Here is an 11,999-nt window from a genome sequence, read left to right as displayed (position 1 = left end):
GCTACCGCGCTGCCGGCGCCTTGCGCGCGGGGCGCGCCGCGCGCAGCTCGTCGGCGCTCACCTTGCCGTCGCGGTTCGCGTCCGCCGCCTTCATCCGCTCCCAGCGCTTGTCGCCCACCTCGTCCTTGGTGAGGAAGCCGTCGCCGTTCTTGTCCTTCTTGGCGAAGCGCGCCTTGTGCTTCGCTTGCCGGTCCTTCATGCGCAGCTCGGCGTGCGCCTTGAGCTCCTCGGCCGACAGGGTGCCGTCGTTGTTGGTGTCGGCCTTTCCGAGCCGCTTTTGCGCCTTCTCGGGGAGCTCTGCGACGGTCAGCTTGCCGTCGCCGTTCTTGTCGAAGCGCTTGATGAGGCGGGCCGGGTCCTTCGGGCCGTGCTGGCGGTGGGCGTCCTTGCCCTGGCCCTGGTGCGGCGCCGGCTTGCCCCCCGTTCCGCCCGCGCCGTTCGCCGCGTAGGCCGCTCCGCCTCCGGCGAGGACGGCCGCGGCAAGGAAGCTGCCGAGGATGAAGCGACGGAGCGCGGTGTGGGTCTTGTTGGAGAAGAGGGCGAGGGTCATCGGGTCGTGCTCCTTGGTGCAAGGGCCAGCGTGTTCTTGCCGGCTTCTGTTCCTGGGACGCGCCCCGGGCCGCCCTCCCTACGCGTACCTCGATCTTTTTTCAGCGGGCGCGGCCGTGGCCCACGGCACCTCGCTCGGCCCCGGCCCGCCACCACCCGCCCGTGGGCAGGGGCCGCGCGCAGCCCGCTCGTGTGAGCCTCCGCGCATCGCATCGAGGTCGCCGCGCCGGCTCCGGCAGACGGACGCCGAGATCCACGTCCAGCGGGGGTATAGTGGAAGCAGAGACGACGATGATCTTGTACCGCCCCGTGGGCCTCGCCGAGCTCCGGCTCATCGCAGAGGCCGGCTATCGAGCGTTCCCGCCGCGGCTGTCGCATCAGCCGATCTTCTATCCGGTGCTGACCGAGGACTACGCGCGCAAGATCGCCCGCGACTGGAACACCGCCGATGAGACCTCCGGGTTCGCGGGGTGGGTGACGCGGTTCGAGGTCGAGGACGACTTTGCTCGCAGGTATCCTGTGCAGATCGCGGGCGGACGCTCCCACGAGGAGCTCTGGGTGCCCGCCGAGGAGCTGGAGGAGTTCAACCGGCATCTCGTCGGGACCATCGAGATCACCGAGGTCTATTGCGGGCCGATGTTTCAGGGAGACATCGATCCTGCGACCCGCCTTCCCCTCGGTTGGCTCCGCAACCCGCCCACGAAGGGAAGTTGAGGCCGTGGAGCTCTCCACCCCCGCAGCCAGCCCCCTCCCGGCGAGATGGACCTACTCGCCGGGGCAGGCGATGAACAGCGTGGCCCCCTGCTGGGCTTCACCCCTGCCGACGAACCGGATCTTGCGGCGCTCGTCTGCCCGGCAGTCGGCGACGATGGCCGGGTCGCCGCGGCCGTTCGCCGGGTCGACGTAGCACCACCCGTGTACCGGCTCGCCGCCCGCCTCGACATCGTCGCTCGCGTCGTGCCTGCACGCCTCGCCCTCTGCGCCTGCGAGCTGCTCGATCTCGCACACGCAATCCCAGCCGGCGGCCGCTGCGATCGGATCGGCGAGGACCTCTTCCTTCGCCGCCGCGTGCTCCTCCGTGACGTCGGCGCGCGCCGGGATGTCAGCGCAGCTGCACGCGCCCTGGGAGTTGCGCGCCTCGAGGATCAGACAGGCGACCTCCCCTCCAGCCTCGGGCGTCAGCGTGCGCTGCAGGCACCGGCTGTCGAGCCCCGTCTTCAGACGCTCGATGATGGCGCCGATCGCCGGCCGGTAGCCGAAGTCGGCCGCGTTCGCGTCCGTGAGCTGGCGCGGGCACACCGAGCCGACGATGCCCTGGGGGCCGAGCTCCCGGATGAGCTGCAGCTCGCGGAGGCTCGGGTAGGCCTTCACCTTGATCTGCGTCGTCGACCTGGGCCCCGGATCCTCCTGGTCGTTCCCCGCTTCCGGCTCGCACAGCGGGTTGTCGGTCGCCTGACCCCCCACCGCTATGCAGTCGCAGCTCTGAGCCTGCCCGTCGCAGCGCTTCACCGCGTCCCTGGGGAGATCGAAGATGCAAGCGTACTGGAGGTCCCCCGAGCCGTCCTCCGGGATCGTATACTCGCGGCCGTTGATGTCGTTCCAGCCCGTCGCCTGCGGCCCGACGATCGCATCGCCCGTGATCGGGTTCATGCCCGAGCGAGGCTTCATCGACTCGACCATGAAGGGATCCTTCGGCGGCTGGTACTTCGCGGGATCGCCGAGGATGAGCTCCCAGGTGCTGGCGTAGTCGCCCACCGGAGCGCTGAGCTCGTCGGCGTTCTTGAGCCCACCGACCGGCTCGCCTTCCTGGTTGAGGCCGTTCAGCAGGTCGGGCTGGCCTTGCGCGTTCTGGCGCGCGATGTCCTGCCATGGCACGCCGACGATGCCGGCGAAGAAGACGAGCCCGGGATCGCGGATGCCGTAGTCGAGGTCGTCCGGGTTCAGATCGCTGAAGATCGGGTTCGGGACCAGCTCGCCCCTGCGGTTCGGGATCTGCGTCTCGGTGAAGGCGCGCCTGTAGCGGTCGATCGGATAGAGGAAGTTGAAGCCGAACCGGCGCTTCTGGTCCCAGCAGCGAGAGTTGACCGGGTCCTCCGCGGCGGTCAGCCTGGCCGCGTCGCCGTCCGGGCCTGTGCACGCCGGGTCCTCGGTGCAGCCCGTCTGATCCTGGCGGCACGACCTGCAGCACGTGTTGCCCGGGTCCTGGGCGCACTCGGCGCGCGGCCGCCACATCCGGAAGCCCGGCGCGGTCTCCGCGACGAGGTAGTCCATGCCCTCCTCGCGGATCGAGCAGTCGTTCTCGTCGGTGAGCATGAGGATCGCGAGGAGCGAGCTCGGCCGCAGGAAGTCGGCGCGCTGCGTCTTGACGACGGCATCCTCGCCGGTGACGACGATGTACTCGGTGGCCGGGTCGACGCTGATCGTCGCGTAGGGCTCCGGGTCGACGAGGAAGCGGTACACGCTCTCGAGCTGCGCCTCGAAGCCGCAGCCGGTCTGCCCCGTGCCCCTGACCATCGCGGTGAGCTGCCCGACCAGCGACGTGTCGTTGAGGTCGGCGCTCGAATCGGCGCTGATGTCCGCCTCGCCGTCGAGCGGATCCGGCCTCTCCGGCTCGCCATCGAGCTTCTGATCCGGATCCCAGGCCAGGAAGCCCCGGTCGAGGTAGGTCGGGAGGTCGTTTTCGGTGGAGCTCTCGTTGCTGCGCGCGAGGAGGTGCGCCATGTCCACGTTCGAGGCGCTCGTCGTCGCCTGGCAGGCGCCCGACCCGTGGCCGCCGAGGCTCGAGCTGATGATGCCGATGTGGAGGTCCTTGACCGGCGCGAACTCACGCCTGTAGTCCTGCGGACAGGGGTCGTTCGGCGAGCCGACCGTGGTCGGGGGCATCGCGCCGGTCTCGTGGATGCAGCGCGGGTTGACGAGACCGTGCACGAGGTCGGGGATCGCGATGGCGAGGACGTCCTGCTTGTCGGCCATCGAGCCCGAGTTGTCGATCGCCAGGAGGAGGTCGATCTTGTCGACCGAACCCTGCACCAGCTGCTCGGGGTGCACCGTCGCCGGTCCTGGCTCCGACATGCCCCCTGCGCCGCCCGTCCCTGGGCTCTGCCCATCGTCGCCCTGCTCCGCGCGGATATTCTGCGCGCAGCCGCCAGGCGCAACCGTGGCAACGGCCCAGAGCCAGACCGTCGCTGCTGCAGCCCTGCTCCTGCCCCTCATGGCGCAGAGCCTCTGGCGGTGTGCTTCGTGAGTCAAGCGCTCCGCGCTCCGGGCGCTCGTGCGCCGCCGCCGAGCGCGGCCCAGGAAAAAATCTTCCGGACGACCGATGAGTCGGGCACGGTCGCGCGGTCTTAGGGATCGAATCGGCCGCGCCGCGCCGCCATGACGCCGGGGCGGGAGGACCGATCTGTCCAGAGCGAGCCAGGAGGAGACGATGGAGACGAGCGCCTTGATGTCGCAGCAGGAGCCGGTGGTTGTGTCGAACAAGAAGGTCTGGGCCGGGCGGATCCTCAGCGGCCTCTCGGTGGCGTTCCTGCTCTTCGACAGCCTCGGGAAGCTGATGAGGGTGCCCCAGGTGCTGGAGGGGTCGGAGCAGCTCGGCTATCCCGTGAGCTCGGTCCGCGGCATCGGGCTCGTCCTGCTGGCGAGCGTCGTCACCTACATGATCCCGCGCACCTCCGTGCTCGGCGCGATCCTGCTGACGGGCTTCCTGGGCGGCGCCGTCGCCACGCACGTGCGCGTCGACAACCCGCTGTTCAGCCACGTCCTGTTCCCTGTGTACGTCGCCGCGATGATCTGGGGCGGGCTGCTCCTGCGTGACGAGCGGCTGCGCGCGCTGCTCCCGTTCCGGAAGTAGCGGGGATCGAGAAATGCTCGCGCGACCGATGAGCTTGAGCGGGTCGCGCGGTCTGTGATGGAGGAGCGCCCGGGGTGCCGGGCGAGCACCCCGTCTTCATCTGAATTGTACAGTGTGACGGCTGTCTGAAGCCTCCGGCGAGAGTTTCATCTCTCCCGGAGGGTGTCGACAGCCTCCGGCGAGAGTTTCAACTCTCCCGGGAGGGTGTCGACAGCCTCCGGCGAGAGTTTCATCTCTCCCGGGAGGGTGTCGACAGCCTCCGGCCAGAGATTCATCTCTCCCGGGAGGGTGCCAGCACCCTCCAACCGGTCGCTCGAGGGGTCGAACCGCCCTTGACTCCGTGCGTGCGCTCACTTTTACGTTGGCGTCCGTCGCCGCGGCCTCTCCGTGGCGCCAAGGAGCCCCACCATGCACACCCGCAAGCTCGGAACTCTGCAGGTCTCCGCCCTCGGCCTCGGCTGCATGGGCATGAGTGATTTCTATGGTGAGCGCGACGAGACCGAGGCGATCGCCACGATCCACCGCGCCGTCGAGCTCGGCGTCACGCTGCTCGACACGGCGGACATGTATGGTCCCTTCACGAACGAGGAGCTCGTCGGCCGGGCCATCGCGGGCCGGCGCGATCGCGTCGTCCTCGCGACCAAGTGCGGCATCGTCCGCGACCCGAACGACGTCACGGTCCGCGGCATCAACGGCGCGCCGGCGTACATCCGCGCGGCCTGCGACGCGAGCCTGCGGCGCCTGCGCGTCGACGTGATCGATCTCTACCAGCTGCACCGCGTGGATCCGAAGACGCCCATCGAGGACAGCGTCGGCGCGATGGCGGACCTCGTGAAGGCCGGCAAGGTGCGCGCGATCGGCCTCTCCGAGGCGAGCTCGTCGACGCTCCGGCGCGCCCACGCGGTGCACCCGCTCGCGTCGGTGCAGACCGAGTACTCGCTCTGGTCGCGCGATCCCGAGGACGACGTGCTCGCCACGTGCCGCGAGCTAGGCATCGGCTTCCTCGCGTACAGCCCCCTCGGCCGCGGCTTCCTCACGGGGCAGATCCGGCGCTTCGAGGATCTCGCGCCGGACGACTACCGCCGCACCTCGCCGCGATTCCAGGGCGAGAACTTCCAGCGGAACCTCGATCTCGTGGTGAAGGTCGAGAGCGTCGCGCGGGAGAAGGGCGTGAAGGCGTCGCAGCTCGCGCTCGCCTGGGTGCTCGCGCAGGGGGACTTCATCGTCCCGATCCCCGGCACGAAGCGCCGCAGCTACCTCGAGGAGAACGTCGCCGCGGAGGCGATCGAGCTGACCGAGGGCGATCTGCGGCGCCTGGACGCGGTGGCGCCGAAGGGCGCGGCCGTCGGCCTTCGCTATCCGGAGCCCGGCATGCAGCTCGTGAACCGGTGAGCGCCGCGGCCTGAGGAGCACGCTTCGGTCCGCGGCCGCGAGCGCCGCGCGAGGGCTACTGGCACGCGGTGGGCACGCTGCCCCAGTGGCTCTTGGCGACGACGAACCCGTCCGGGCCGGACGTCGAGTGGGAGCCGCACAGCCCATCGGCGTCGGAGATCACGGAGTCGATGCCGATGCCGTACTCCCAGTATTTGACCTCGAGGCTCGAGTCGTGGGTCGTGCCGCTTCGCGCCGGGATGGAGGGGACGAGGATGCCGCTCGACTCGAAGAACTCGAAGCCCTCGATCGAGATCGAGAGCGTCACGTTGCGCACCTGGCCGACGCAGGTCGTCCTGCACGTGGGGTAGCCGGCGGTGCTCTCCACCGTGAAACCGGAAGGGCAGCCGGACGGATACGTGCAGTAGCCGGTGCATTTGACGGGCAGGGGCCCCGGCAGGTCCACGCACTCGTACTCTCCGCGGCCCTGGATCGTCTGGCGCCGGGTCTCGAACCCCCCTGACGTCACCGAGGTTCGGCTGCCGAGCTCTCGATACAACACGTAGTCGCTCTTGAACGACTCGTCATTCGTGCAGAGGCCGCCGTTGCAGTGGGCGATCGCGGCGAACAGCCCGGACTCCTGGTCTTCCAGGAGATAGCGCTCCCCCGCGATCTCGACCGCACGGTCCTCACCGCCCAGCTCGCCGATCAAGCCCGCCTTCGCCGCGGCGATCTCGTCGGGCGAGCCGATCGACACGCCGGCCACCTTGATGGGCCGGCCTCCCTCGTCTCGTTCGACCATCACCGGCCCCATCTCGAGCTCTTCGGCCCGCCTGGCGACCCACCCGAGCGCGTCGTGCTCGCTCGCGAAGCGCAGCCCGCCGTCGGCCGAGGGCTGGGCGAGAGGGGCGGCGTCGTCCGCCTCGGTCGACGCGGCGGCGCAGCCCATCATGAACGCCGCGGCGAGCAGAGGCGCGGCTCGGTACGTTCGACGAGGATTGCTGGCGAGAAGCCTGTGAGCTCTGTCGGTCATGGCGCGATCCTTTGTGGCCTTGGGTGTCTGAGGGAATTTCAGCTCGACGCTGGGCCCCCCCGGGCGTGTCCCGGCGCGGGGCGACGTGGGTTGAAGCGATCTCGGGCACCCTGGAGGTCGCCGAGCGACGTCTCCCGCGGGTGTCCTCGTTCCCCACGGCTGGCCTCCAATCACGCTCCGTGCCACGCCCTGCGTCGAGGGCCCACGACCTGGCCAGGCGCTCCGGGGACGCGACGCCGCGGGGCGCTAGGGCGACAAACGGGTTGAAACTGCCTGAAAAGCGCAGAATTTCCAACCGCCAAGACGCCATAAGACGCCAAGATTTTTGTGTTTTTTTGGCGTCTTATGGCGTCTTGGCGGTTCATTCCTCGCTTGATCAACGTGATCGATGTTCTCGCGCGGGGTGGCCTGCGCTGGTTTGCGCAACTTGAGCAGGGACTCGCGCAATCGGAGCGGCGTTGCGCAGGGACGACCGCGAAGGTGGTGCGCGCCGAGCCCGCCGCGGTCAGCGACGCTCGCCAGGATGCGGGACGGACGCCCCGAGGGGCGCGCGGCCGGCGCGCTCCTTCAGGGGCGCAGCGAGCCACGCCTCTTCGGGCACCCCGGGCAGCCGGAGGACGCGCAGGGGACCCTCGGACGAGACCAGACCGGCGAGCGCCGGGTCGGTCATCACCTCGTGCAGATCGCGCTCCGCTTCGTCGACCGTGCACCGCCGCCGCACGAGGCGGACGACCTGCGAGTAGTCCACGTGATCCGGATCGTGCGCGAGCCCGAGAGGTTGCCACAGCGTGTGCGGGCCGTACCTGTGGGCCGCGCCCGGGTCGAACCAGCCGTAGTTGGCGGCCCGGTCGGGGCGTTCCGCGAGGCGGTTCGTGAGTACCCAGTGCTTGCCCACGTTCTCGATGAGCCCGGCCCTCCCTGCGACCTGCTCCTCAAGGCGGCGGTGGTGCTCCAGCATGCGGGAGGTGTTCGCCATCGTGGCATCCGGGGCGCCGATGCACGGCGGGATCCGCACGGTGGCCTGCTCCCACACGAGATCGCAGAGGCGCGTCGTCAGCATCGCGCACTCGAGCAGATCCGCGATTCGCTGGGTCGTCCGGGCGGAGGCGTTGACGCGGACGGAGTCCTCCGCGTCGCCGATGCGGAGCGCGTCGGCGCTCACCAGGAACGTCGCGCGGCGCTCGTCGAGCTGGCTGTACACCGGGACCCACGAGATCGGCGCCAGGTGACCGGCCTGCACCGCTTCGAGGATGGCCTCCTCGCGCGCGGCGCACGCGTTTTCCGGAAGGCCTGCGACGAAATCGGTGCCTCTCAGGACGTCTGTCATGCTCCCCCCTCCCGCGAGCGCGACCGCGGCGCTCGAGGTGGAAGCGTGCGCGGAAGCGGACGCGGCAGGAAGATGTTTCGTTCTCTCGTCTGCGGCGTGCCCACGGCCGCGCGCTCCTGCGCCGCTTTGCGCTGTCCGTCCGCTCGCCCTAAGCTCCGCCCATGTCGCCCCCGGCGCGCCGTCTCTCCCTCCGTCCATCCCGCGCGTCCCGCGCGTCCCGCTTCCTGCTCGCCGCGTGCGCCGCCGTCCTCGCCGCGCAGGCGGCCGGCTGCGGCTCGAGCACCGCCCAGGGGCCCGAGGCGGGCGCCGCGATCTCGTCGATCGACGCGCGCCTGCGCGGCAGCTTCAGGCTCGTCCGGTTCGAGCCCGAGGTCCCGCTCGAGCCGATGCTCGCGTCGATGCTCGAGTTCCAGTACGCGCACCTGGTCGTCCGCTTCGATGGAAAGCGCATCCTCGCCGACTCACCCGGCCTCCACGTGGACCGCGCCTACGAGATCCGCGACCCCGCGTGGGATCGGTTCAAGATCGTCTCCTATGACGAGGCGGGGGTCGCCTACGAGGCGCTGTGCGAGTTCTCGGGCCAGGACGAGCTCGTCGTGCACGCGCAGACGCCGCCCTGGAAGGGCGTCGCCACGCTCCGGCGGGCGCAGTAACCCGACGGCGCAGATCAAGAGCCCACGGGGCAGGCGCGATCCCACGCGAAATAGCCCCGTACTCGGTAAGTTGTCTTCAGCTGAGAAAATCGAACCGGTTCCGGCAATGCGCTGAATCCACGCGCCGGATGAGAATTTGTGACCCGTTGGCGTAATGCTCCAGCGGCCGTTCCGCGCGCGCAATTCGGCGTTATTGACCTTGCGTCATCGCCCCGGCGGATCTAGTCCGTCGCGCACGGCCTGACTGTCGGCTCATGGCGAGTCGACTCCACAGGGGAGACCTCGTGTCGCAACGCGGTGAAGGCGTGTCGGGCGTTCCGCTCATCCGGCGCGCCCCAGGTGACGCCCAGGCGCTTCCGGTTCCGTCGCGCGACCGGGCACCGGAGGGCGGAGCGGCGCGAGCGCTCCCGGCAGCGAGCTCCTCCCTCGCCGAGCTCGCCCAGCTCGCGTTGCCCCAGCCTGCCTGGATGGGCCGGCGGTCGGCTCGTCCCTGGCTCGCCGAACCCTACCTCGGTGAGCCGTTCGGCGCGCCGCCTCCCGCCGTACCCGTCAACCAGGCCGGCGAGCGCCCCGCGCCGGCTCGCGGGCGAGCCCGTCGACGTCGCGCCGCAGGTGCTTGATCTGCCGCGCGAGGTGGCCGACGCGCTCCTCGACCTGGATCCCGAGCTGCGCGAACCGCTGCTCCAGGCTGCGGAGGCGGTCCTCGTGCGCGGCGAGCGTCGGCGGCGTCTCCGGGCCTCCGAGCTCGGAGACCGTGGTGCGTGACACCCGCATCGTCTCCGGCTCCTTTGCGGAGGAGCTCGGCTGCGTCACCTCGCCCCCCGACCAGAGCCTGGCGGACGCGCGGGGCGAGCGCCGGCGCCCGGGCGCGGTCACGTCGCCTTGAGGAACCTGCGGGCGCCTTCCCATACCGCACCTTCCAGCTCTGCTGCCATGTCCGGGCCCAGCGTCAGCGCGTGTCGCCCCGAGGCCACGAGGACGAGCTCCGTCGCGCGGAGGAGCGCGATGGACAGCCGCGCCACCGGGCCGCTCGGCGGATCGACGGACCACGCGACGGCCGTCTGGGTCAGCCGGTGCGAGCGCGCGATCGACGGCCTGGACTTGAGCCTGAGCGCCGGGAGCGGCCTGTAGGCCCCTTCATCGATCACGAAGGTCGCCGTCACATCGACGCTCGCCGCCTCGCCCCCCGGCCAGTCCGCCGCGATGCGCTGAAGTACCTTCGGCCACCCTCCGACGACGCGGCTGGAGCTCTTGATCCGCTGCGGGATGGCCCCTTCCGGCATCATCTCCCAGCGCAGCTTGAGGTGGGCGCTCGCCTCCTCCCCGGGGACCGGGCGGAGATCTCCGTAGAGGTACAGGGGACCCCCCTCCGCGGTCGTGCCGGTCGGGAGCGCATAGAAGTAAGCGGAGTAGTCGAGCTTCCTCCCGCTCTTCCCCGCACCCGGGATCGCCGACATGGCCGTGGCCTTGACGAACCTGCCCCACTCCCGCGGCGAGGCGCTGGCGCGGAGCACCGCCTCCAGCGAGTCGAGCGTGACGCCGCGCCCGGGCTTCCTCGGCTCCGGCTCCGACCCACCTCCGGCACTGCCCTTCACCCGCGCAGCACGTGCTGACACAGGCATGTGATACACGTCGCCATTGTATCCGCGGAGAAAAAATTATCACTTCACGGACGCGATCCGTGATTTTAGTGGGTATGTGTATGTTTTTGTGGCTTACGCGATGGTGGGCGCTGCCCTCAGCGAGCCGGCTCGCGCGCCATCGTCTTTCGCTCATGCGGCGGGGCTCGCGGGGCTACGTGGCCTTCCAGCGGGGTCCTTGCCGCGTCGCCGCGGAGTCGCCACGTCCACGTCAGCGGAGGCGCGCTGTGCGCCTATCCGATCGGGTGTTCGGTTCGCCGAGGAGCGTTACGCATCGAGTCATGACGCCCGCGGCTCTGCCCGCGCGGCCCTGGGCGCCTGTCCTGCGACGAGGCGGCAGCTCGTCCGGTCCCATGGAGTGGTCGCCTCCTGAAGAGTACGCTCGCACACGAGACGAACCACGAGATGCCCGCAGACAGCCGATCTGGTGCGTCACGATGCGCCGACCGGACAGGAGGACGTGCGCTGCGCGTGCGCGTGCCTTCCTCGTGCTCGAAGTTCACCCGGCGGGGTCGTCCTTTGATAAGATAGCTAGGACGGACGTAACTGTCCACACTGCGCGCCAAGGAATCCCCAGATCATGAACGACGGCGAAGCGGATGTGCTCGCTACGATGCGAGCGGAATTGGAGGCGCTCCGCTTCCGCAACGCCGAGCTCGAGCGGGAGCTCACCGAGAAGCAGCGCGTCGAGAAGGACCTGCGGGAGAGCGAGGCGCGCTACCGGGGCATCGTCGATGACCAGACCGAGCTCATTTGCCGCTTCCGGATGGATGGCACGCTGACCTTCGTCAACGACATCTACTGCCGGTACTTCGAGAAGACGCGGGAGGAGCTGGTCGGCCACCGCTTCATGCCGCTGGTCCCCGACGAGGACGGGCCGCAGCTCGCCCGGCAGTTCGCGAAGCTCGGCCCCGAGAACCCGATCGTCCACACCGAGCACCGCGTCATCCTCCCGAACGGCTCGATCCGCTGGTTGCACTGGACCAACCGCGCCCCGCTCGGCGAGGGGGGGCCGCTCGCCGAGTTCCAGGCGATCGGCGTCGACGTCACCGAGCGACGGCACGCGGAGGACGAGGTGAGGCGCCTCAACGCCGAGCTCGAGGCGCGCGTGGCGGACAAGACCCAGCGGCTCGAGCAGATGGTCCGCGAGCTGTCGACCCCGCTCATGCCGGTGGCGGATCAGGTCATCGCGGTGCCGCTGATCGGCTTCCTCGACAGCGACCGCGCCGCGGCGACGCTCGAGACCGTGCTCAACGGGGTCGTCACGCACAGCGCCAGGACGGTGGTCCTCGACATCACCGGCGTGGGGGTCATCGACTCGCAGGTAGCCGACTCGCTCATCCGGCTGGCCAAGGCGGTGAACCTCCTCGGCTCCCAGGTGGTGCTCACCGGCATCCAGCCGCGGATCGCGCAGACGCTGGTCGCGCAGGGCGTCGGCGTCGGCGGCGTCGTGACGCTCCGGACCCTGAAAGAGGGTATCGCGTTCGCCCTGCGGCGCGGGCTCACCGCCCCTCGACCTCCGGCCCCCCAGGGCAGCTAGCACCGCGTCTCGGCGTGCGCCGGAGAGGGCGCGCCT

The 11,999-nt window shown here is 70.1% G+C and carries 12 protein-coding genes; 5 read left to right on the top strand and 7 right to left on the bottom strand.

Annotated elements, in window-relative coordinates:
* Window position 1: 1 nt before the first annotated feature.
* Window positions 2–550 (bottom strand): EF-hand domain-containing protein, encoded by a 549-nt coding sequence (locus WMF27_RS23535; protein ID WP_437766643.1) that lies wholly within the window; start codon window positions 548–550, stop codon window positions 2–4.
* Window positions 551–840: 290 nt separating this feature from the next.
* Here WMF27_RS23535 and WMF27_RS23530 point away from each other — a divergent pair, with 290 nt between their 5' ends.
* Window positions 841–1,263 carry an ADP-ribosylation/crystallin J1 gene (locus WMF27_RS23530; protein WP_437766644.1) on the top strand — a complete coding sequence of 141 codons (423 nt, stop codon included), beginning with the start codon at window positions 841–843 and terminating at the stop codon, window positions 1,261–1,263.
* A gap of 51 nt (window positions 1,264–1,314) precedes the next feature.
* On the opposite strand, the gene WMF27_RS23525 is transcribed toward WMF27_RS23530, so the two are convergent.
* Window positions 1,315–3,762: a hypothetical protein gene (locus WMF27_RS23525; protein ID WP_437766645.1), complete on the bottom strand. Its 2,448-nt coding sequence runs from the start codon at window positions 3,760–3,762 to the stop codon at window positions 1,315–1,317.
* A gap of 214 nt (window positions 3,763–3,976) precedes the next feature.
* Here WMF27_RS23525 and WMF27_RS23520 point away from each other — a divergent pair, with 214 nt between their 5' ends.
* Complete coding sequence (locus WMF27_RS23520) at window positions 3,977–4,399, top strand: DoxX family protein (protein WP_437766646.1); 423 nt, start codon at window positions 3,977–3,979, stop codon at window positions 4,397–4,399.
* Between the two features lie 146 nt (window positions 4,400–4,545).
* On the opposite strand, the gene WMF27_RS23515 is transcribed toward WMF27_RS23520, so the two are convergent.
* Window positions 4,546–4,674, bottom strand: coding sequence for a hypothetical protein (locus WMF27_RS23515; RefSeq protein ID WP_437766647.1), 129 nt, complete (start codon window positions 4,672–4,674; stop codon window positions 4,546–4,548).
* Window positions 4,675–4,807: 133 nt separating this feature from the next.
* On the opposite strand from WMF27_RS23515, the gene WMF27_RS23510 reads away from it, so the two are divergent.
* Window positions 4,808–5,791, top strand: a complete 984-nt coding sequence (locus WMF27_RS23510; protein ID WP_437766648.1) for an aldo/keto reductase — start codon at window positions 4,808–4,810, stop codon at window positions 5,789–5,791.
* 55 nt (window positions 5,792–5,846) lie between these two features.
* Here WMF27_RS23510 and WMF27_RS23505 read toward each other — a convergent pair whose 3' ends face one another.
* Window positions 5,847–6,803, bottom strand: coding sequence for a hypothetical protein (locus tag WMF27_RS23505; protein ID WP_437766649.1), 957 nt, complete (start codon window positions 6,801–6,803; stop codon window positions 5,847–5,849).
* A 505-nt stretch (window positions 6,804–7,308) separates the two neighbouring features.
* The gene (locus WMF27_RS23500; RefSeq protein ID WP_437766650.1) at window positions 7,309–8,130 is read right to left on the bottom strand and encodes a hypothetical protein; all 822 of its coding nucleotides are present in this window, start codon (window positions 8,128–8,130) and stop codon (window positions 7,309–7,311) included.
* Window positions 8,131–8,291: 161 nt separating this feature from the next.
* Here WMF27_RS23500 and WMF27_RS23495 point away from each other — a divergent pair, with 161 nt between their 5' ends.
* Entirely contained in the window at window positions 8,292–8,783 is a 492-nt protein-coding gene (locus WMF27_RS23495; protein WP_437766651.1) for a hypothetical protein, read from the top strand.
* 549 nt (window positions 8,784–9,332) lie between these two features.
* Here the strand turns inward: WMF27_RS23495 and WMF27_RS23490 are convergent.
* Both WMF27_RS23490 and WMF27_RS23485 read right to left on the bottom strand, forming a co-directional pair.
* Window positions 9,333–9,557: a hypothetical protein gene (locus WMF27_RS23490; RefSeq protein WP_437766652.1), complete on the bottom strand. Its 225-nt coding sequence runs from the start codon at window positions 9,555–9,557 to the stop codon at window positions 9,333–9,335.
* A 98-nt stretch (window positions 9,558–9,655) separates the two neighbouring features.
* Window positions 9,656–10,405: a hypothetical protein gene (locus tag WMF27_RS23485; RefSeq protein WP_437766653.1), complete on the bottom strand. Its 750-nt coding sequence runs from the start codon at window positions 10,403–10,405 to the stop codon at window positions 9,656–9,658.
* 631 nt (window positions 10,406–11,036) lie between these two features.
* Here WMF27_RS23485 and WMF27_RS23480 point away from each other — a divergent pair.
* Entirely contained in the window at window positions 11,037–11,963 is a 927-nt protein-coding gene (locus tag WMF27_RS23480) for a PAS domain S-box protein (RefSeq protein WP_437766654.1), read from the top strand.
* Window positions 11,964–11,999 lie beyond the last annotated feature (36 nt).

The sequence above is a fragment of the Sorangium sp. So ce281 genome (assembly GCF_051527395.1).
GTDB classification, from domain to species: domain Bacteria; phylum Myxococcota_A; class Polyangia; order Polyangiales; family Polyangiaceae; genus Sorangium; species Sorangium cellulosum_B.
The sequence above is the reverse complement of the archived record's forward strand: the minus strand, read 5'-3'. Positions and strand labels throughout refer to the sequence as shown.

What these genes read in the sequence shown, in the direction of transcription:
- WMF27_RS23535 (WP_437766643.1), bottom strand. Translation starts at nt 550, where the DNA reads ATGACCCTCGCCCTCTTCTCCAACAAGACCCACACCGCGCTCCGTCGC.
- WMF27_RS23530 (WP_437766644.1), top strand. Translation starts at nt 841, where the DNA reads ATGATCTTGTACCGCCCCGTGGGCCTCGCCGAGCTCCGGCTCATCGCA.
- WMF27_RS23525 (WP_437766645.1), bottom strand. Translation starts at nt 3,762, where the DNA reads ATGAGGGGCAGGAGCAGGGCTGCAGCAGCGACGGTCTGGCTCTGGGCC.
- WMF27_RS23520 (WP_437766646.1), top strand. Translation starts at nt 3,977, where the DNA reads ATGGAGACGAGCGCCTTGATGTCGCAGCAGGAGCCGGTGGTTGTGTCG.
- WMF27_RS23515 (WP_437766647.1), bottom strand. Translation starts at nt 4,674, where the DNA reads ATGAATCTCTGGCCGGAGGCTGTCGACACCCTCCCGGGAGAGATGAAA.
- WMF27_RS23510 (WP_437766648.1), top strand. Translation starts at nt 4,808, where the DNA reads ATGCACACCCGCAAGCTCGGAACTCTGCAGGTCTCCGCCCTCGGCCTC.
- WMF27_RS23505 (WP_437766649.1), bottom strand. Translation starts at nt 6,803, where the DNA reads ATGACCGACAGAGCTCACAGGCTTCTCGCCAGCAATCCTCGTCGAACG.
- WMF27_RS23500 (WP_437766650.1), bottom strand. Translation starts at nt 8,130, where the DNA reads ATGACAGACGTCCTGAGAGGCACCGATTTCGTCGCAGGCCTTCCGGAA.
- WMF27_RS23495 (WP_437766651.1), top strand. Translation starts at nt 8,292, where the DNA reads ATGTCGCCCCCGGCGCGCCGTCTCTCCCTCCGTCCATCCCGCGCGTCC.
- WMF27_RS23490 (WP_437766652.1), bottom strand. Translation starts at nt 9,557, where the DNA reads ATGCGGGTGTCACGCACCACGGTCTCCGAGCTCGGAGGCCCGGAGACG.
- WMF27_RS23485 (WP_437766653.1), bottom strand. Translation starts at nt 10,405, where the DNA reads ATGCCTGTGTCAGCACGTGCTGCGCGGGTGAAGGGCAGTGCCGGAGGT.
- WMF27_RS23480 (WP_437766654.1), top strand. Translation starts at nt 11,037, where the DNA reads ATGCGAGCGGAATTGGAGGCGCTCCGCTTCCGCAACGCCGAGCTCGAG.